Source organism: Halomicrobium sp. HArcht3-1 (assembly GCF_058933345.1).
Map to the genome: position 1 here is coordinate 36,703 of NZ_JBZYDM010000016.1, position 18,964 is coordinate 55,666.

Consider the following 18,964-nt stretch of genomic DNA (forward strand, 5'->3'; position numbering starts at 1 on the left):
CCGTCGTTTTCCGTCTTCTCGAACCGCTGTCGTTCGACGGTCGATCACCGTCGCCACCAGCGCCCACAGATCAGGGATGTGTCTCGTCGACGAATTCGTCGACCGTGACCCCGTAGCGTGCGAGTCGACGCTCCAGTCGTGGGTGGGTCGCGGTCGCCCGAGCGACGAGTCCGCGACCCTCGCTGGCGGAACCGACGGTTTCCTCGTGGCGCGGACCCTCGCCTGCCGCCGTGGTGACACGGACGAGACCGCGACAGAACGACCGTACGTCGGTCGATGCGACGGCTCTGTCGTCGGCCTGTAGCTCCTGGAGCCTGTGTGCAGTACCGATCAGTCCGAGGGGGAGCAAGACGACGCCGAGACTGGCACAGAGATAGTACAGTTGTGGCAACGCCGAGGCTCTGAAGACGCCCGCGCCGACGTAGGTCGCCAGCCCTGCCAGTGACAGCGCCGGATCGAGATGCTGACCGACGGCGACCCAGAACACCGTCGCACCCACGACGTGTGCGACCGGTTCGCGACTGTCGAGTGGGCCGATGTGATTCCGGTCGAGGTGGGCGAGTTCGTGGGCGATCACGCCCGAAAGCGCCGCGTCGTCGAGGTCGTCACGGACGGATTCCGAGAGCACCAGCACGGGTCCACGCGCGCCTTCGAGGACGGTGACGGCGGTCCCGAGCGATTCGTCGACGACGATGCGCGGCGACGACACTCCCATCCGGGTGGCGAGATCGGCCACCAGTTCGCGAAGCCGCCGATCCGGTGCCGGGCCGGTGGTCTCGGCCGCTTCGAGCAGTCGCCGACGCGTCGTCCACGCGACGCCGTGTTCGAGGACGAACGACGCCACGACGAGCAGCGTGAGGGCGGTCGGCGACAGGCCAGTGAGCCAGCAGACGAGGATCGCTGCGAGCAATCCGGCGAGGAGGAGACCGTCGACGACACGGCGCGCCGTGTCGAGGGCCATCGAATCGAGCAGCCAGCCAGTCCCGACCATCGTCAGTACCCACGCTACGCGCCGGTGCTGGAAAAGGCCGTGGGCCGGGGTCATCGAGACAGAACCGTTATGCGAGTCGGTCGGCGACTGTCGAACGATGCCGACGATCGAGTGTGACGAAGCGACGGCACGCGAGCGACTGGAAGCCGCAGGGGTCCCCATCGAGGCGGGCAACACCGACCACGAACGGTGGCGGGCGAGCTACGGCGGCGCGACCGCCGTCGCCTACGACGGGAAAGTCGTCGTACAGGGGGGCGACACCGCCCAGCTAGAGGGACTCCTCCGCGAACACGGCGGGCGGGTCCACGCCTACTTCGACGGCGCGTCGCGTGGCAACCCCGGCCCGGCGGCAGTCGGCTGGGTACTCGTCACCGACGACGGAATCGTCGCCGAGGGCAAGGAGACCATCGGCACCGCCACGAACAATCAGGCCGAGTATCGGGCGCTGCTCCGGGTGCTCGCGGTCGCCAGCGACTACGGCTTCGACGAGATTCGCCTGCGAGGCGACTCGGAACTGATCGTCAAGCAAGTCCGGGGCGAGTGGAACACGAACGACCCCGACCTCCGGGAACTGCGCGTCGACGCCCGCGAACGATTGCTTGACTTCGACGAGTGGTCGCTCGAACACGTTCCGAGAGAGATTAACGCACGCGCCGACGAACTGGCGAACGAGGCACTCGACAATGCGTGAAGACGATCCAGTAGACGGTTCGATCGAGGACGATGCGGACGGGACCGCCGACGACTCGACAGACGGCTCGGCCGACGCCCTGCCCGAGCACGTCGTCGAGGAAGCCGAACGACTGACCAAGCTCGCGCACGACGCCGTCGACGACGCGGCAGCACGCGCCTACCGCGACGACCGCGACGCACGCCTGGCCGAGTACGACTACACGGCACGCGTCCGCGAAGACGACACCCGCGAGGTACTCGTCTGTCACCCGGTCGAATGGGTCGACGACGGCCAGATCCACCCAGACCGGGTCGAAGACATCGACAGAGGGATCGAACGGCCGCTGTCCGGTCCGGGCGAGGGCGCCGACTGGGACGAGGTGGCAACGCACAACGACGAGATCGTGACACAGGTCGCCGAGGCCGACGGCGAGGTGCACGGCCAGACCGCCCGCGCACTGGCCGACTTCGCGAGTAATCACTACGCAAAGCCCATCAGCGATCTGACGCGCGAGGAGCTGATCGAGTTCCGAGACGACTATTTCGAACGGAACGCCTGGCCCAGCGACGAACAGCAGGCGCTTCTCGACGAGTCGCTTCGTGTCACCTTCGAAAAAATGGACGTGCCGTTCCCACTCGACAGCGGTCGTCCCGAGTGATTCGGGACGCCGTGTTTCTTACTCGTGCTGCTGGACGAGGTCCCGGAGTTCTTCTGCGCGCGACTCCTCGGTGACGAACTTCCCGAAGACCCACGAAAGCTGGTCGAGGACCGCTTCCTTCCCTTCTTCGGTCAGTCCGTACTGATTGGTTCGCTTGTCGAGTTCACTCTTCTCGACGAGGTCGAGTTCGACGAGGTCGTCGAGGTTCGGGTAGAGTCGCCCGTGGTTGACCTCGTCGTCGTAGTAGGTTTCGAGTTCTCGCTTGATAGCCAGACCGTACCGTGGCTCTTCGGCGAGGATCACGAGGATGTTCTGCTGAAACGCCGTCAGTTCGCGTGCGATGCCGGGTGTGTCAGTTTTCGTTTGTGCCTCTGACATGGTTAGCTGAATGTCATCAAGCTATTTAACACTTGTTAACTCGCACTCAGGTTCGCGAATTTCCGAGAGACAGCGCCGTCACACTCTTGTGGCGGGTATATCGGAAATCTTCCAAACAACAGCTGTTGTTATGAGTTAGTAATATTACTACAACCGTTGTCACGGAGGCCCGACGTACCTGATTGCTGCACTGTCGTAGTTGATTACGAAAGTACTTTTTGGACGCCCATCGGAGTCGGCGGTGATGACGAACCTCTGGGAAGATCTGGAAACCGGACCGAACGCACCCGAAGAAATCTACGCAGTCGTCGAGTGCCTGAAAGGTGAGCGTAACAAGTACGAGTACGACAAGGACATCCCCGGCGTCGTCCTCGACCGCGTGCTCCACAGCAACGTCCACTACCCCTCCGACTACGGGTTTATCCCGCAGTCGTACTACGACGACGAGGACCCCTTCGACGTGCTCGTCCTCGTCGAGGACCAGACGTTCCCCGGCTGTGTCATCGAGGCCCGCCCGGTCGCCCTGATGAAGATGGACGACGACGGCGAACAGGACGACAAGGTCATCGCCGTCCCCAGCGAGGACCCACGCTACGACCACATCGAGGACTTGGAGGACATCCCCCAGCAGGAACTCGACGAGATCGACGAGTTCTTCGAGACCTACAAGAACCTCGAAGAAGGCAAAGAAGTCGAGACGCTGGGCTGGGAGGACAAGCAGGCCGCCTACGACGCCATCGAGCACGCACAGGACCTCTACGAGGAGAACTTCGAGTAACCCCGCGAGCGGTCACGACCGGCAAGGACACGCAATTGGTGGGGTATCCTCGGCTTACGCACCCCGCGCCGACGCGTTTTCTCCCCAAATCTGGCGAACCGTCCACCAGCGCGCCCCACGAGAACGTCCACAACCGTGACGACACCTCGCCCGATGCTCGGGAGTAATCACGGCTGGTCTTGCCGATTAATTATGAGCATGGGTAATTACTTGAGGGATGGGACCGAAGTAACGGTCGTGATGGCGACCAAACAAGCAACCGGCATGGACCATCTGACGGTCGTTCCAGCGAACTTCGACCCCGAGACCGAGCACCGCTCGGACGAGGACGAGCGAACACCCCAGCAGTGATTGCCGGTTTCAGTGACGAGCAGGAACCACGGCCGCGAAAAGAAGCTTCTTGTCCCCGAACGCTGAAAGCCCCCTATGGGCCTGTTCGACCGTATTCGCGGCGACGAAGGACCCCGAGTCGCCTTCTTCGGCATCGACGGGGTGCCGTACAGTCTGATCTCGGAACACTTCGACGAGTTCGAGAACCTCGCAGCGATCGCTGAGGAAGGCAGTTCGGGACCGATCGACAGCATCGTACCACCGGAATCGAGCGCCTGCTGGCCGGCGCTGACCACCGGCGTCAACCCCGGCGAGACCGGCGTCTACGGCTTCCAAGATCGTGAAGTCGGCTCCTACGACACCTACGTCCCAATGGGACGAGACGTGCAGGCCACGCGCCTGTGGGACCGTGTCGCCGACGAGGGGCGAGACGCGACAGTACTGAACGTCCCCGTGACGTTCCCACCCCAGCGCAACGTCCAGCGCATGGTCTCTGGCTTCCTCTCCCCCGGCGTCGACGACGCTGCCTACCCCGACGAACTCGGCGAGTATCTGGACGGCATCGACTATCGCATCGACGTCAACGCCAAACTCGGCCACAGCGAGGACAAAGAAGAGTTCATCGAGGACGCCCACCGCACGCTGGACAAGCGTTTCGAGGCGTTCAAACACTACATCGAGGAAGACGACTGGGACCTCTTTTTCGGCGTCTTCATGACCACCGACCGGGTGAACCACTTCCTGTTCAAGCACTACGAGGAAGACGGCGAGTACAAAGAGGAGTTCCTCGACTTCTACCGGAAGGTCGACGACTATCTCGGTCAGTTGCGCGAGATGCTCGACGACAACACGACGATGGTCGTCGCTTCTGACCACGGTTTCACCAGCCTCGACTACGAGGTCCACTTCAACGAGTGGCTCCAGCAGGAAGGCTGGCTCACCTACGAGGACGACGACCACGAGACACTGGGCGACATCGACGAGTCGACCGACGCCTACTCGCTGATCCCCGGCCGCTTCTACATCAACCTCGAAGGGCGCGAACCGCGTGGGTCGGTCCCACAGGAGGAGTACGAGACCGTCCGCAGCGAACTCAAGGCCGAACTGGAAGCGCTGGAAGGACCGAACGGGAACAAGGTGGCCGACCGCGTCGTCACCAACGAACAGGCGTTCCGCGGCGACCACGACGACATCGCACCCGACCTCGTGGTGATCCCCAACCACGGATTCGACCTCAAGGCCGGCTTCAAAGGCTCCGAGGACGTGTTCGGCGTCGGCCCGCGAAACGGGATGCACAGCTTCGACAACGCGACGCTGTTCGTCGACGACGACAACGCACGCATCAGCGACGCCGACCTGTTCGACATCGCCCCGACGATTCTGGACCTGATGGACATCGACTTCGATCGAACGGAGTTCGACGGCTCCAGTCTGGTCTGAAACGCCCGTTTTACGCTTCGAGCGGATCGCTTTTCGGTGTGCCACGAGCGAAGCGGCCATTCAGTCCGCGTGCCCATTGAGTGGGTGGTTCGATTTGTTCTGTGGTAGAATGAAGTCGCTGCTGTGACTGTGAGAGTGACCGACAACTGAACGCCCTCGGCCCGCTCGACGCCATCTATGGCGGATATCCTCGTTCCACTCGGATAGTGCCGCCCCAGATGGCGCGACCGCGCCTCGCCCGTTCATTCCACCAGGAGACTCGCTTCGCTCGACTCCTGAGCCCTCGTTTACTTCGTTCACGAGGACACCAGGAAACACCACAGCACCGCAGCCACACACCTCCCCAACCGATTCGCTCCTAATAGTCGCTCATCCCTCGCACAATGGTGTCGCTCGACGGAGCGAGCGACAGCGCGCGCCACCGCAGTCTGGTCAGTCGGTCGGTTGTATTGACCACAGCTAGGCGGTTTGCATCCGGGCGACCGAGCGGTCCGTTAGGACCCGGCAGGTCGCCCGGTTCACTACTCCGAGCGTAGCGAGGAGTAGCCTTTTTCACCCATGTTTTTGCTCAAGCGGTTCGAGCGCGGTGAAGCCGCGCCTCGAACCCGCCGAGCAAAAAGATGGTCTCACATCAGGTCGTCGAGTCCCTCGCTTTCGAGGCCTTCCATCGGATCGATCTCCTTGTTCTTCTCTTTTTCGGCCTCGCGTGCGCGCTCCATGAACTGCTCGACGCGGTCGGAGCGCTCGACACCGCCCAGTACGACGAGCGCGGCCAGTTTCTCGCTGCCGATCGGGAAGTCCCCGCCCCGTACTTCGAGACTCCCGGTTTCCTCTTCCATCCACTTGCGGGCGCGTTCGACGCCTTTGCGCGAGATGCGTTCGGGGTGGCCCGCGATGACGAGGAGACCACGCTCTGCTTCGACGGCGCTCGGGAGGCTCATGCTCGTCAACAAGGCGTTCCGGGTGACGCTCGTGATCGTGTTGATGTTCTCTTCGGGATCCTCGCTGGACTCGACTGCGGCGTAGCCGACGGAGGCGATGCCACCGCCTTTGAGGGTATTGATGATCTCCGAAGAGTCGACGACGCTCTCGCCGACGCCTTCGACGGCTTCGCCCGAGGCAAAGAGCAGGCCGATGCGCTGGGCGATCGCGTCGTTGATGCGCTCGTATCCGTCTTCGAGGCTGTCGCCGGAGGCTTTCCATCCGTCGTTGTCGATGAGGATCACCGAGTCGGATTCGCGGGCGCAGGTCTTGACCGAGCGGCCGGCGTTGGCCTGATAGAGGCCACCCTCGTCCTGCCCGGGGAGGACGCCGAGCACGTAGACGGGGATGTCGTAGATGCGCTTGAGTTCGCGGGTGAGCATCGGCGCACCACCAGATCCGGTGCCGCCGCCGAGACCGGCGACGACGACGATGCCCTCGGCTTCGGTCGTGAGTTTGCCATCGAGGTTATCCATCACCTCGGTAGCGTGCTCGGACATGATCTGGGCACCGAGTTCGTTGTCGCCACCGACGCCGTGACCCTTGACCCGATCCTGGCCGATGAGTTGCGTCTCGATATCGAGTTCTCTGAGATCGGCTTTCGCTGAGTTGACTGCGAGAGCGCCTTTCACAGCATCGAAACCCATGTCATAGTCGAACTCGGCGAGTGCCTGCGTTATCTTCCCCCCGGCTTGACCGACACCAATCAGGACGACCTTCATACTACAGGGGTATGCGGGGCGGTTAATCAACGTTACCCCGTTCCGAGGGTTCAAGTGGGATGACAGGACCAGCGCCGAGCATGCCAGAACGAGACCGACTGGATCGACGGCTGCGCGCCGTCGAACGGGCGTTGACCGGTGACGACCACGATCTGGATGCCCTCGCACAGCAGGGCGACTTCGCTCGCCGTCTCGACGAGGTCGAGGACCGCCTGCACGACATCGAGCGCCGCCTCGACGAACTCGATGCGACGACACAGGCAGTGCGTGGCTACGTAGGCAACATTCGGTCGGTCAACGAGGACATCGCAGAGCGTGCCGACGCGGCGCTCGCAGCGGTGGATCGACTGGAAGACCGTCGCAACGCGGACGAATCGGGCGGGCCACAGACGACCGGACACACCACGGAACACCACCGCAATACGTCCGAGACCACGACGCCAGCGCAACAGCCCACGCGGCGAAGCGAGCGAGGGCAACGTCGGGACGGGGCATCGACTGGGCGGCAAACGAGCAGCGATGTGCGCGCGGACGACGCGTCACGCGACGTGTCGGACATACACGACGGTGAGCACGCCAGGACCGACGAGCGTCCCGAGCAGACCGACGCGGACGATGCAGGCGTCCTCGAACGCATTCGAGCGCGGCTGTGATCGTTCGAACGGTGCTTGCCGTCCTGCTCGCCAGCGCACTGCTCGGAGTGACACTGCCGGCGCTGGACGATGCCCGTCGTGATCGTGCATCGGTGGCCGTCACGGAGCAGGTCGACGCCATCGAACGGACGGCGACGAGGCTCCACCAGACCGACGACCCGACGGTCGGTCCCGGTGCCCGCCGGATCGTCACGCTGTCCCTGCCCGCCAGTGACTGGACGACAGCGGGCGTCGATCGGTTCGCGATCAGGCCGGACAGCGGCGACACACCCGGCGCAGTCGTCTGGCACGTCCCGAGTGGAACCACGCACGTGCGAGCACTCGACACGCCACCGATCAGAACCGTCGACGGCGATCCGCTGGTCCTCGTCTCGTCGGGCCAGCACAGGGTCGTCCTCGCATTCGACGACCGATCGGGGACCCCCGTGATCACCGTCCGGCGGTTGAAGTGAGATGACGGTCCCACGGCCGGCTATGCGAGGCTGGTTCGACCGCAGCGAATCGACTGCCGACTGTGCGTGTACCGCGCGACACGAGGACGACCGACTCGTAGTCGACGCGGACGACTGTCCGGGCGACGGACGGCTGGATCGAGCACCGGCGTGTCGCGAAACGGTCGTCGAGACGCTGCGTGCAGGCGACGCGGAGGCGATCGTGGTCCGGCAACGCGGTCGCGAACGTGTCTATCTGGACGAGGACGCTGCACTGCTCTGTGCCGCTGGGCGGTTCGTCGACCGGTGTGCGATCCACGACGAGCGGCTCGCAGCACGAGCCAGCACCGATCCGGTCGCCGCGGCGACCGAGGCGACCGGCCGCGCCGGTCCGGTCGCGACCGTCGCAGCCGAGACGGGGCTGGCGCTGTGTGCCCGGCGTCTCGGTTCGATCGAGGCACTCACACCCCACGTCGGGCCGACGATCGGCCACGTTCGCATCGCCGTCGATCCCCCCGTCGACGGACGACTGCGCGACAGTCGCGACCTCTCGACGGGCGCGACCGTCAGGCGATACGACCGCGACGACGCGCTCCCGATGTATCACCTCGAACCACTGTCGGCGACGCTCGACGACGGCGAGATGGCGACCGTCCGGCGTGCCAGCGAACTGATCGCCGACGGGACGGCCATGGGCGAACGTGCCGCCTGGCGTGCGGTCGAGACGGTCGCAAGTGGGGACGATCCGGTCGAGCGACTCGGCCGGGTCCTCGACCGCCACACTGCCGGCTACGGCCACTTCGTCGATCTGTTCGACGATCCGCGGGTCGGGGACGTGTTCGTGACGGCGCCCGCCCACGAGAACCCGATCCGTGTGAGTGTCGACGGCGAACTGGCGACGACGAACCTCCGCGTGAGTCGGCAGGGTGTCGAGGCGCTCGCCTCACAGTTCCGTCGCGAGAGCGGGCGCGCGTTCTCGCGGGCGACGCCGACGCTCGACGCCACGACGACCATCGGCGACCGGCGAGTCCGGGTCGCCGGAACGACCGACCCGGTGAGCGACGGCCCAGCCTTCGCCCTGCGTGCCCACGATCGATCGATCTGGACGCTGACGAGACTGGTCGACAACGGGACGGTCCCTGCCGGCGCGGCGGCGCTGCTGTCGCTCGCGGTCGACCGCGCGGCGGCCACGCTCGTCGCCGGCCCGCGCGGTGCGGGGAAGACGACGCTGCTGGGCGCGCTCCTCTGGGAGTTCGACCCCGGCGTTCGGACGGTCGTGATCGAAGACACACCGGAACTCCCGGTGGCACAACTGCAAGCCGACGGCCGCGAAGTCCAGTCACTCGTCAGTACGCGGGGCGACGGACCGGGATTACCAGCGGACGAGACGCTTCGGACGGCGCTGCGCCTCGGCGAGGGCGCGCTCGTCGTCGGCGAAGTCCGCGGCGAGGAGGCTGCGGTGCTGTACGAGGCGATGCGTGTCGGTGCCGGCGGGAGCGCGGTACTTGGGACGATCCACGGCGACGGCGGCGAGGACGTGCGCGAACGCGTCGTCTCAGATCTGGACGTGCCGGCCTCGTCGTTCGCGACCACCGACCTCGTGGTGACGATGGAGACCGTCGGGGACAGCGATGACGGCGAGCAACGCCGTCGCGTCGCCGCGATCGAGGAAGTCGTCGACCACGGGGGCAAACCGGGCTTCGAGACGCTCTATCGGGTGACTGACGGGCGATTGCGCTCGACCGACCGACTCGAACGGGGCAACAGCGAACTGCTCGCCGGCCTCGCCGAGAGCGATGAATCGTACGCCGAGGTGCGCGAGGTGCTGGCGGCCCGAGAGACGGCAATCCGTCAGCGTGATCGGCGCTCGACGCGACGGGTGCGTGAGACATGACGACCCGGTTCCTCGCCGCCGCTGCCCGATGCTGGCCCGTCGAGACCGACGAGCGACCGACGCTTCGGCGCGCACTCGCCTTCCTCGACTGGGAGATCCAGCCCGGCGACCTGCTCGGTGCGAGCTACGCGGGCGCGGTGGCTCTAGCCGGTCTCGGACTGCTCGTGACGGTGACTGCCGGCGGGCTAGGCGGACTGGTGATCGGAAGCGGGACACTGGTGCTCGGCGCAGTGGCGCTCGGAACGCCACGGCTCGTCGAACTCGTCGCGCGAACGCGTCGGTCGAGCGCGCTCGGGACCGCGCCGGCGTTGCTCACGCGCACGACCCTTCGGATGCAGTTGATGCCGGCACCGGAGGCGGCCGCCCGGTTCGGCGCGGACGCGACGCCCGGGCCGCTCGCCGACAGCCTCCGCAGTCACGTCCGCCGAACGGCGAACGGGCCACGGAGTGCGCTCGCGTCGTTCGCCCGGGCGTGGCGTCCGTGGGCACCCGAACTCGAACGCGCCTGTTCGCTCGTCGAGAGTGCGAGCCACGAACCACCGGCGGGCCGGACCGAGACGCTCCGGCGCGCTCGGCAGGTCGTTCTCGATGGCGTCCACGACCGGACGGCCGCCTTCGCCACGTCGATCAAGGGACCAGCGACCGCGCTGTACGCCTTTGGCGTGTTGCTGCCGCTGTCGCTGGTCGCGCTCTTGCCGGCGCTCTCGACGGCTGGTATCCCGGTCTCGCCCGCGCTGATCGTCATCGTCTACGATCTCCTGTTGCCGGGTGTCATCGTGGCGGCCAGTGGCTGGCTGCTCGCGAAGCGCCCGGTCGCGTTTCGACCGACACCGATCCCGCGGTCACACCCCGCAGTCACGACCGAGCGCTGGCACGCCGTCCTCGCTGGCGCCGCCGCGGGTGGTCTCGCGTGGGCAAGCCTCCGCTTTTTCCTCCCGGCGTGGATGGCGTCGCTGGCCGGGGTCGGTACCGCGCTGGGCACGGCGCTGGTCGTGGCATGCTATCCGATGCAGACCGTCAGAGAGCGTGTCGAGGCAGTGGAGGCGGGGCTTGCCGACGGACTGGCGCTCGTCGGCCGGCGCGTCCAGCGCGGCGAGGCGACCGAACAGGCACTCGACGCTGCGGCGGATGAACTCCCCGGAGCACTCGGCGACGTGTTCGCGACGGCGACACGCCGGCAGCGCCGCCTCGGACTGACGGTCGAGACTGCCTTCACCGGACCAAACGGCGCGTTGGCGACGCTCCCGAGCGACCGCGTGGCGAGTGCGGCCGCCCTGCTGGCGCTGTCGGCCAGAGAGGGCCGTCCCGCCGGCGAGGCACTCGTGGCGATGAGCGACCACGTCGAGACGCTCGACGACGTTCGAGCGGAGAGTCGCCGCGCCGTCGGGCAGGTGTCGAGCACGCTCTCGAACACGGCGGCCGTCTTCGCGCCGCTGGTCGGCGGGGCGACAGTCGCCCTGACCGACGTGCTGGGATCTGACGGCCCGCTCGGTGGTGGTCTCGCCGTCGACGCACTCGGACTTGCGATTGGCGGGTACGTCCTCGTGCTCGCGGTCGTTCTGACGGCGCTTGCGACCGGACTGACCCACGGTTTCGACCGGTCGCTGGTGGGGTATCGCGTCGGTCTCGCCGTCCTCGCCGCGACGACGACGTACGTCACGGCGGTCGTCGGGACGGGACTGGTCGTCTGAGAGTTTTACCCGAGCAACAGTGAGGGCACGTACAGTGCGAGACAGACGATGGCGGCGCGCCGGTCGATCCCACGCCGCCAGTAGAGGATGGCGAGGACGACAGTCGAGACGGCGAGCATGTACAGCAGCGACGGTGCGATCGCGGCCGGCTGATCGACAGCCACCTCGAAGAACACAGCCCCGATTCCGAGCGAGAAGACCGGATCGGTGATGTTGCTCCCCAGCAGCGACCCGATCGAGATGCCACCACGGCCCTCCGACGCCGCGATACCGGCGACGACGATCTCGGGCATCGTCGTCCCCAGCCCGGTCAGCAGGCCGATCAGGTACTCGGAGATGCCGACGAGACGGGCCAGAGCGACGCCGTTGGTCACCATCAACTGTCCGCCGACGACCACAGCCAGCAGCCCACCGAGGATCCACGGGAGGGTGTCCCGCGGTTCCCTCGGTTCCTCGATCACTTCGTCGGTGATCTCCCGGCCGCCCTCGTTCGTGTACAGCGTGTAGATGAACTGGACGTACGCGAGCACCATCAGAAAGCCCTCCGAGCGTCCGACCCGACCGTCGTCCAGTGCGATCATGAGGATGATCATCGCGAGCAACATCGCCGTGCCGTAGACGAGGACGTTGCGCCGCGTCGTGACGATCGGCGCGATCAGTGCGACGATGGCGACGGCGAGCGTGATCTGTGCGATCTCGGACCCGACGATGTTCCCGACGACGAGATCACCGGCGCCGTAGTAAGCGGCATAGATCGAGGTGACCATCTCCGGGACCGACGTACCGACGGAGATGACGGTCACGCCGATGAAAAACGGCGAGACACCGTAGTAGAGGGCCAGATCACCGGCCGACGTGACTGCTCGGTCCGCGCCGAAGACGAGACCGGCGAGACCGAGGAGGAACAACCCAATCTCGACGAGCATCCACTCACGTGTTCTCTCGCCAACAGTAAAGCGTTCGCCCGCGCCGACGGGAGGTTTACAAACGGGGACGAGCGCAAGCGCGGCCATGTTCGATGTCCCAGTCGACACGATGTACGTCTGGCTCGGCGTCGCGGCGGTCAGCGTCGTCACTCTCGGTGTCGTCGCCGCGTTCCCGGCCACCGTCCCACCAGAGACGACGACCGTCGCAGACGCCGTCGACCGCGTCGCCGTCGAGCCGGCAGGCGCACACGAACGCGTCGGAATCGACGCGGCCGCGATGCGACTCGGTGCCCACCGGATCGCCCTGCGCAACGACGGCGGCACGGCACACGCGACGTTCTTCTTCGGCCCAGTTACCCCCGCCGTCGCCGACGACCGACTCGAACTCGTCCTCCACGGCCACCCGCCCGACGACGTGTTCGAATCGCACAGAACGTTCCGAGACGCCGTCGACGAGGCACAGACGACGGGCGAGTGGCGACCCGCACCCGAACAGATCGACGTTCGCCGAGTGAACTGGGGGGAGACGGATGTCACGCTCGTGGGATAGGGCACAGACGGAGCCGCTCGCCGCGCTCGTCGCCGTCGCGATGGTGTCGCTGGCACTGGGACTGTACGCTGGCGTCCTCGACGCCGAACTGCCGGGCCAGCACGACCGCCAGATCGCCGAGACGGCGCTGTCGGCCGTCGAGGATCGTCTCGCACCCGCAGGCGTCGTCGAGCCGTCTCGGACGAACGGGGGCGCGGCCGCTGGCCCGGCGGGCTACGAGACCCACGTCGTCGTGACGACGGGGGACGACCGCTGGGTCGCCGGACCGGTTCCCCCGGAGGGCGCGAGGCAAGCGAGCGAACGGGTCGCGGTACAGGTCGGGCCGGGACGGATTCGGCCCGGCACGCTCACGGTGGTGGTCTGGCGATGAGAGCGATCAGCACCGTCGTCGACACGACGGTCTTCCTGTTCTTGCTCGGCGGGGCTGTCGCGACGCTCGTACTCGGGACCGGGAGCGTCGGGGCACCACCGGCGACCGGGGACCCCGCCGACGAGACGGTAGAACAGCTCGCGACGACGACCCAGTCGGTCGAGTACGAGCTACGGCCGACGGCAAACGAGAGCGACGCTATCAGTTACGACGAGGCGACGGCCGACTTCGAACGCTCGGCCCACGGCACGACGGCGGGACTGCTCGCCGCTGGCGCACGGGCGAACGCGACGCTTTCGGGCGAACGGCTCGCACCGGCCAGCGGTGGCTTCACCGAGCGCGTCCGAGCGGGGACCCGCACGCTCGTCCAGCGGCGCGACACTGCGGTCGCGGTGACGGTTCGCTGGGAGCCGTACGCCGACGCACCGATCGATGGCCGATTCCACGTCGGACCGACACCGCCGGCACGGGCCGACGTTCGCGCCGCGACACTGACCGTCGACAGCGGCTTCGCTCCAGCCCGCGAGCGCGCACTCACTGCCGCCAGCGAGAACGGGACCAACGGTGTCGCGCGCGCCATCGCCGAGTCCATCGTGGACAGCTACTTCCCGCCCGCCGAGACTCGCGTCGCGTTACGGGGTGACGCGCCGGTCGACACGCTCACCGCACACCGCTATCGGCGGGTAGCACGTCTGACGAACGCACCGCTGCTCGACATCGAGAACGACCCAGTCACGTCACTAAACGAGGACCTCACCGACGCGCTCGCCCGACGGCTGGCGACAGATATGCGAGGGCGCTTCTCCTCGCCGGGGGCGGCCGCACGGGCAGTACAGACCGACGAGACACGGATCGTAGTCAGGACGTGGTCACCGTGATGGACGACCGCGCCCGCGTGCCGTTCGCACTGATCGGCGTCCTCCTGCTGGTCAGCAGCGCCACGCTGACGACGACGATCGATCCCGCACGGCCACCGGCCGACAGCGAGACCGAAGTCGTCGTCGAGCGAACGACGGCGACGACCCAGACCGCACTCCGTGAAGCGGTCTCGGCGGCGGGACGGACGGCCGCAGCCAATCCCGTGATCGAACCGGCGAACACGACATCGGGGCGCGTACTCAACGACTCCACGCCCTTTCGCGACGCGCTTCGACTGCGGATCTACCTGCAGGCACGCGAGCGCCTGTCCGGGGTCGACGTACGGCAGAGCGACGTGACGGGGACGGTGTCGCTCCCGCCGACCGAGACCGAAGCAGGGCTTCGAGCGGCCAAACGCCGCGTCGAGATCGAACGCGCCGACGAGAACGGAACGGCGATCCGAGTTACTATCGAGAACGTGACGATCCAGACGAAAGTGGACGGTCGGGTCCGCTCACAGACGACCATCTCGCCGACCGTCGTCGTCGCGACGCCCGTGCTCGCGGCTCACGAGCGCGTACAGGCGTACCAAGAGCGCCTCGACGCCGACATCACGAAGCCCGGACTCAGCCAGCGTCTGACCGCACAGCTGTACGCACTGGCGTGGGGCCGGGGGTACGCCCAGTACGGCGGTGCCCCGATCGACAACGTCGTCTCGAACCAACACGTCGGGGTCGCGACCAACAACGCTTTGCTTGACCTCCAGCGGGCGACGATCGGCCACAGCGACCCCCGCGGTCGCCGGACGCTGGCGGTGGCGACGACGAAGACGGCAGCCAACGATCTGACGGCGCAGGCGGGAAAGCACAGGGCGATCCTCCAGACGCTCGTGGGTGGAGCGACGACGCCGACCGACAGCGAGATACAGGGACTCGATCCGCCCCAGCGGTCGGGACCGGGCGAGACGCGCCGGATCGGGATCAACGAGACTGCATTCGAGGCGTTCGTCGGGATGCTCGACGACGAGCGCATCGCGACGGCGGCCGCGTCGGCCTACACGGTCGAAATGCAAACCCTCGGTCGTGTCGACGGGGACCTCGCAGTCGATCCGACGCCACCGAGCAGTCCGGGCGAGAACTGGTCACAGGTCGCACAGTGGCGTGACGAAACCACGCGAGAGCGCGCTGTCAGCGTCGCGCCGCCGGCGACCCCCGAAGGCTGGCACCGCTTCGAGACCGATAGTCGCCAGTTCGTGCGGACGGTGACGGTTCACCGGACGTGGGTACGCGAGAGCACGGGACCGAACGGGACGACCGAGACGCTCCGGCGGACCGCCAGTCGCACGACCACGGCGCGCCAGAACGTCAGCGTCGCCGTCGTCGGCCGCCACGACCTGCCCTCGCCCGCGCCGAACCGTCCGATCCGAACCGCCCACGAGCGCGGCACTGGACCCCTCGACGGCCCGAACCTCGCCGACGCGCACGGCGTCGCCAGAGCGCAGTTGCTGAGCGACCGAAGAGAGCAGGCAGTGCGGCTCGGCCCCGGCGCGAACGGAGGTGTCGACGAACGGACCGTACGGTACACGCTCGACCGGCCGGCGGATCTCTCCGAATGGATCTATCGCGATCTGATGACGCTTCGCGAGCGTGTCCGGGACATCTCCGTCACCGTCGAGCAGGGCGGTCTCGGCTCGTTCAGCGTCAATCCGCCGGCGGCACTCGCCGACCGACTGGCACAGCGCCGGGCCGAACTGCTCGACGCGCCACGGACCTACGACAGCGCCGCGACGAAAGCCCGCATCGCCGCCCGATCGATGTATCTGGACCGCGTCGAAGCCCTGCTTCGAGACCGGGCCGAACAACGCCGCGAGCAGGGCAGCGCGTTCGAGCAGGCACTCGACGAGGCCGGCACCTCGATGACGACCCTCTCCGAGAGCCTCGAAGCCCGCGAACGCCCCGTCCCTGATCGCCAGCCCAGAATCTCGGGCATCGGTGGCGAGCGGCGGCTGACTGCCGATGCCGCCCCGGCGTACCTGACACAAGCCCAGCTAACACACGATCAGATCCCCGCGATCGACGGGCGGTCGCATCCGCTTTCGGCGCGCAATACCAACGTCTTCTCGGTCCCGTACCAGACCGCGACGGACGGCCTCGTCGACGGGCTGTTCGGGACGAACAGCGGCGTCCAGTTGCAGGCCGCCGCCAACGAACTCAACGCGACCGAGACGGCACTGGCGGCGGTCAACTTCTCACGGGTGTACAGCGATAGATGGGAGCGGAATCTGACGAGACGAGAGGAACAAAAGCGGGAGGACCGGGCGGCCAAGGTCAACGCGCTCCTCGGACGACGTAACACCCTCGAACGGCAGGTCGCAGACGCCATCGACCACCTTCGAGAGGGCCAGCAAAACATCCTCGAATCCCAGCAAATCGGCCGCGACGACGGGGCCAGAAGTGCGATGGTCGAGGACGCACTCGCGCCGTGGAACACCACGCACGGGCGGGCGCTGGCACTCGCAAACGGCACCGTCACGCGTCGGCTGACGACGATTGCGACCCATCGGGCAGACCTCACGGTCGCCGAACGTGATCGGCTGGCGATTCGCCTGAATCGGACGCTGGCGACGAATCTGACCGAGAAGGCAGCACGGCCGAACGTGGACGCCGTCAACGAGAGCCGGTCGATGACTCACAGGGTCGTCCGTGACCTCGCCCGCGACGCGGCCGGACGGGCGGCCGAGCGAGCGACCAAGAAGGGATACAGCAAGCTGATGAAAAAGTCGTTCAGTGCGATGCCGGCGGGCCTCCCGCTCGCACCGGTCCCCGGCTACTGGTACGCGACGACGAACGTCTGGCACGTCGAGGTTCGCGGGGAGTACGCCCGCTTTGGCGTCCGGGTCTCACAGGGTCGGCCGACGACGCCGGGCGGCGAGTTCGCGTACGTCCGCGACGGCGAGAACGTCACGCTCGACGTGGACGGCGACGGCGCGGCCGAACGACTGGGACGGTCGACGCGAGTCGACTTCGACGCGACGGCGACCGTGATGGTCGTCGTCCCGCCGGGACGGACCGGCGTCGGCGACACGAACGGCGTCACGGTCGAATCGTCCGCCGGGTGGTCACAAACGGAGTCGGAGTGATACTGACTTGTACGGCGACGGTGTAGGGGCGGTATGCTCAGAGGCGAGTTCGAGGACGCGGGCGAGCGGACGCCGGAGTCGTTGCGACAGGCCTACGAGACGACGCTGGCAGAGACCATCGAGACGGTCGGCATCGAGACGGTCGCCGACGAGACGGGCGTCGACCAGGCGACGCTCGACGCGCTCGTCGACGGCGAGTCACCGACGGTCGATCTGACCGACGCGGCGGCGATCCTCGCACTCGGTGAGGATCGCCCGCCGGCCGACGCCATCGCGGCCGAAGCGCGTGACATCCTCCTGATGGGGATGACGACGGCAGTACTGGACGTGGAGACGCTGGCGTCGGGCGTCGACGGCGAACTGGAGCCAAAGGAGATCCAGCAGAAGATCGAAGGGCGGTTTCCGATGACCATCGCCGAGTTCGCGCTGCTGCACCAGTGCATCGAGCAGCGAAAGGGCCGATGAGGGTCGCCATCCTCGGCTGTGGCTACGTGGGACTGGCACTGTGTCGGCAGTTGGCCGACGACGGACACGAGGTCGTCGGCGTCCGGCGCTCCGAGGAGGGGATGACTGCGGTCGAGTCGGCCGGCGGGACTGCCGTCCGGGCCGACGTGACCGACGCCGAGGCGCTGGCGACCGTCCCCGACGCCGACGCGCTGGTCTTCGCCGCCAGTTCCGGCGGACGCGGGGCAGAGGCGGCCCGGCGAATCTACGTCGACGGTCTCGAAACCGTGATCGAGCAGTTCGGTGAGCGCGCAGACCCGCCGGAGCGACTCGTCTACACGTCGAGTACGGGCGTCTACGGCGACCACGGCGGCGAGGTCGTCGACGAGACGACGGCGCTGGACCCACAGACAGAGAAGACACGCGTCCTCGCCGAGGCCGAGCGGGTCGCGGTCGAGACGGCCGCCGAACACGGCATCGACGGGACCGTGGCACGCTACGCCGGCCTGTACGGCCCGGATCGCTACCGACTGGAGCGGTATTTGAACGGTCCCGTCACCGAGGGGTACCTGAACATGGTCCATCGCGAGGACGCCGCCGGCTCGGTCAAGTGGCTGCTGACGGAGGGGCTGGCGCGTGAAGAGGTCGTGCTGGTCGTCGACGACGAACCGGTCGAGAAGTGGGCCTTCGCCGACTGGCTGGCCGACGAATGTGGCGTCGAGCACCCACCCAAGCGGACGAAAGCCGAGCGACTGGCAGACGACGAGCTATCCGAGACCGCCCGGCGACGGATCGAGACGAGCAAGCGCTGTTCGAACGACTATCTGCGGTCGCTGGGGTACGAGTTCGTCCATCCGACCTACCGCAGTGGCTATCGTGCAGCGGTCGATAGCTATCGAGCATCCCACTGACGATCGAACGAACACAGGTGGTCGTGTTCAGATAAGGATGAAGAGTGAGGCGGTCCGTTTTCAAAGTGATTCATGCCCGAAAACGGCCGCCTCATCGGGAATTTAGACGAGATCGACTTAGAGTTTGTTGAACGAGAAGCGACACC

At 66.7% G+C, this 18,964-nt stretch carries 19 protein-coding genes and 1 pseudogene; 16 read left to right on the forward strand and 4 right to left on the reverse strand.

Annotated elements, in window-relative coordinates:
- Positions 1-70: 70 nt before the first annotated feature.
- A complete protein-coding gene (locus AC5FRW_RS18575) occupies positions 71-991 on the reverse strand; it encodes a M48 family metallopeptidase (RefSeq protein ID WP_493569955.1) in 921 nt (306 codons plus the stop codon).
- A 97-nt stretch (positions 992-1,088) separates the two neighbouring features.
- Here AC5FRW_RS18575 and rnhA point away from each other — a divergent pair, with 97 nt between their 5' ends.
- Positions 1,089-1,682, forward strand: a complete 594-nt coding sequence (gene rnhA, locus AC5FRW_RS18580; protein ID WP_493569956.1) for a ribonuclease HI — start codon at positions 1,089-1,091, stop codon at positions 1,680-1,682.
- Positions 1,675-2,322 (forward strand): DUF7108 family protein, encoded by a 648-nt coding sequence (locus AC5FRW_RS18585; RefSeq protein WP_493569957.1) that lies wholly within the window; start codon positions 1,675-1,677, stop codon positions 2,320-2,322. Before rnhA ends, AC5FRW_RS18585 begins: the two co-directional genes overlap by 8 nt.
- A gap of 18 nt (positions 2,323-2,340) precedes the next feature.
- Here the strand turns inward: AC5FRW_RS18585 and AC5FRW_RS18590 are convergent, their stop codons facing one another.
- Positions 2,341-2,700, reverse strand: coding sequence for a PadR family transcriptional regulator (locus tag AC5FRW_RS18590; RefSeq protein ID WP_493569958.1), 360 nt, complete (start codon positions 2,698-2,700; stop codon positions 2,341-2,343).
- Between the two features lie 244 nt (positions 2,701-2,944).
- On the opposite strand from AC5FRW_RS18590, the gene AC5FRW_RS18595 reads away from it, so the two are divergent.
- The 3 genes from AC5FRW_RS18595 to AC5FRW_RS18605 all read left to right on the forward strand — a co-directional run bounded on the left by AC5FRW_RS18595 (position 2,945) and on the right by AC5FRW_RS18605 (position 5,248).
- On the forward strand, positions 2,945-3,478 hold the full coding sequence (locus tag AC5FRW_RS18595) for an inorganic diphosphatase (RefSeq protein ID WP_493569959.1): 534 nt from the start codon (positions 2,945-2,947) through the stop codon (positions 3,476-3,478).
- A gap of 198 nt (positions 3,479-3,676) precedes the next feature.
- Positions 3,677-3,829 (forward strand): hypothetical protein, encoded by a 153-nt coding sequence (locus tag AC5FRW_RS18600; RefSeq protein WP_493569960.1) that lies wholly within the window; start codon positions 3,677-3,679, stop codon positions 3,827-3,829.
- 75 nt (positions 3,830-3,904) lie between these two features.
- Positions 3,905-5,248 carry an alkaline phosphatase family protein gene (locus tag AC5FRW_RS18605; RefSeq protein WP_493569961.1) on the forward strand — a complete coding sequence of 448 codons (1,344 nt, stop codon included), beginning with the start codon at positions 3,905-3,907 and terminating at the stop codon, positions 5,246-5,248.
- A 626-nt stretch (positions 5,249-5,874) separates the two neighbouring features.
- On the opposite strand, the gene AC5FRW_RS18610 is transcribed toward AC5FRW_RS18605, so the two are convergent.
- Entirely contained in the window at positions 5,875-6,951 is a 1,077-nt protein-coding gene (locus AC5FRW_RS18610) for a tubulin/FtsZ family protein (RefSeq protein WP_493569962.1), read from the reverse strand.
- An 80-nt stretch (positions 6,952-7,031) separates the two neighbouring features.
- Here AC5FRW_RS18610 and AC5FRW_RS18615 point away from each other — a divergent pair, with 80 nt between their 5' ends.
- From AC5FRW_RS18615 to AC5FRW_RS18630, 4 genes are read left to right on the forward strand one after another with little or no spacing between them, the layout of a single operon-like run.
- Positions 7,032-7,604 (forward strand): DUF7310 family coiled-coil domain-containing protein, encoded by a 573-nt coding sequence (locus AC5FRW_RS18615; protein ID WP_493569963.1) that lies wholly within the window; start codon positions 7,032-7,034, stop codon positions 7,602-7,604.
- Positions 7,601-8,056, forward strand: coding sequence for a DUF7311 family protein (locus tag AC5FRW_RS18620; RefSeq protein WP_493569964.1), 456 nt, complete (start codon positions 7,601-7,603; stop codon positions 8,054-8,056). Before AC5FRW_RS18615 ends, AC5FRW_RS18620 begins: the two co-directional genes overlap by 4 nt.
- A gap of 22 nt (positions 8,057-8,078) precedes the next feature.
- Positions 8,079-9,929, forward strand: a complete 1,851-nt coding sequence (locus AC5FRW_RS18625) for an ATPase, T2SS/T4P/T4SS family (RefSeq protein WP_493569965.1) — start codon at positions 8,079-8,081, stop codon at positions 9,927-9,929.
- The gene (locus AC5FRW_RS18630) at positions 9,926-11,620 is read left to right on the forward strand and encodes a hypothetical protein (RefSeq protein ID WP_493569966.1); all 1,695 of its coding nucleotides are present in this window, start codon (positions 9,926-9,928) and stop codon (positions 11,618-11,620) included. The genes AC5FRW_RS18625 and AC5FRW_RS18630 overlap by 4 nt, the downstream gene beginning before the upstream one ends.
- Positions 11,621-11,625: 5 nt before the next feature.
- Here the strand turns inward: AC5FRW_RS18630 and AC5FRW_RS18635 are convergent, their stop codons facing one another.
- Positions 11,626-12,546 (reverse strand): calcium/sodium antiporter, encoded by a 921-nt coding sequence (locus tag AC5FRW_RS18635; protein ID WP_493569967.1) that lies wholly within the window; start codon positions 12,544-12,546, stop codon positions 11,626-11,628.
- A gap of 85 nt (positions 12,547-12,631) precedes the next feature.
- Between AC5FRW_RS18635 and AC5FRW_RS18640 the strand changes: the two genes are divergently transcribed.
- The 7 genes and pseudogenes from AC5FRW_RS18640 to AC5FRW_RS18670 form a co-directional block, all read left to right on the forward strand.
- The gene (locus tag AC5FRW_RS18640; protein WP_493569968.1) at positions 12,632-13,096 is read left to right on the forward strand and encodes a DUF7283 family protein; all 465 of its coding nucleotides are present in this window, start codon (positions 12,632-12,634) and stop codon (positions 13,094-13,096) included.
- Entirely contained in the window at positions 13,077-13,466 is a 390-nt protein-coding gene (locus AC5FRW_RS18645; protein ID WP_493569969.1) for a DUF7285 family protein, read from the forward strand. The genes AC5FRW_RS18640 and AC5FRW_RS18645 overlap by 20 nt, the downstream gene beginning before the upstream one ends.
- Entirely contained in the window at positions 13,463-14,344 is an 882-nt protein-coding gene (locus tag AC5FRW_RS18650; protein WP_493569970.1) for a DUF7284 family protein, read from the forward strand. Before AC5FRW_RS18645 ends, AC5FRW_RS18650 begins: the two co-directional genes overlap by 4 nt.
- Positions 14,344-17,463 carry a DUF7286 family protein gene (locus tag AC5FRW_RS18655; protein ID WP_493569971.1) on the forward strand — a complete coding sequence of 1,040 codons (3,120 nt, stop codon included), beginning with the start codon at positions 14,344-14,346 and terminating at the stop codon, positions 17,461-17,463. Before AC5FRW_RS18650 ends, AC5FRW_RS18655 begins: the two co-directional genes overlap by 1 nt.
- Before the next feature lie 33 nt (positions 17,464-17,496).
- Positions 17,497-17,928: a DUF5791 family protein gene (locus tag AC5FRW_RS18660; protein WP_493569972.1), complete on the forward strand. Its 432-nt coding sequence runs from the start codon at positions 17,497-17,499 to the stop codon at positions 17,926-17,928.
- Positions 17,925-18,818 carry an SDR family oxidoreductase gene (locus tag AC5FRW_RS18665; protein ID WP_493569973.1) on the forward strand — a complete coding sequence of 298 codons (894 nt, stop codon included), beginning with the start codon at positions 17,925-17,927 and terminating at the stop codon, positions 18,816-18,818. The genes AC5FRW_RS18660 and AC5FRW_RS18665 overlap by 4 nt, the downstream gene beginning before the upstream one ends.
- 72 nt (positions 18,819-18,890) lie before the next feature.
- Positions 18,891-18,964, forward strand: a pseudogene (locus tag AC5FRW_RS18670) (IS6 family transposase); the annotation flags it as partial.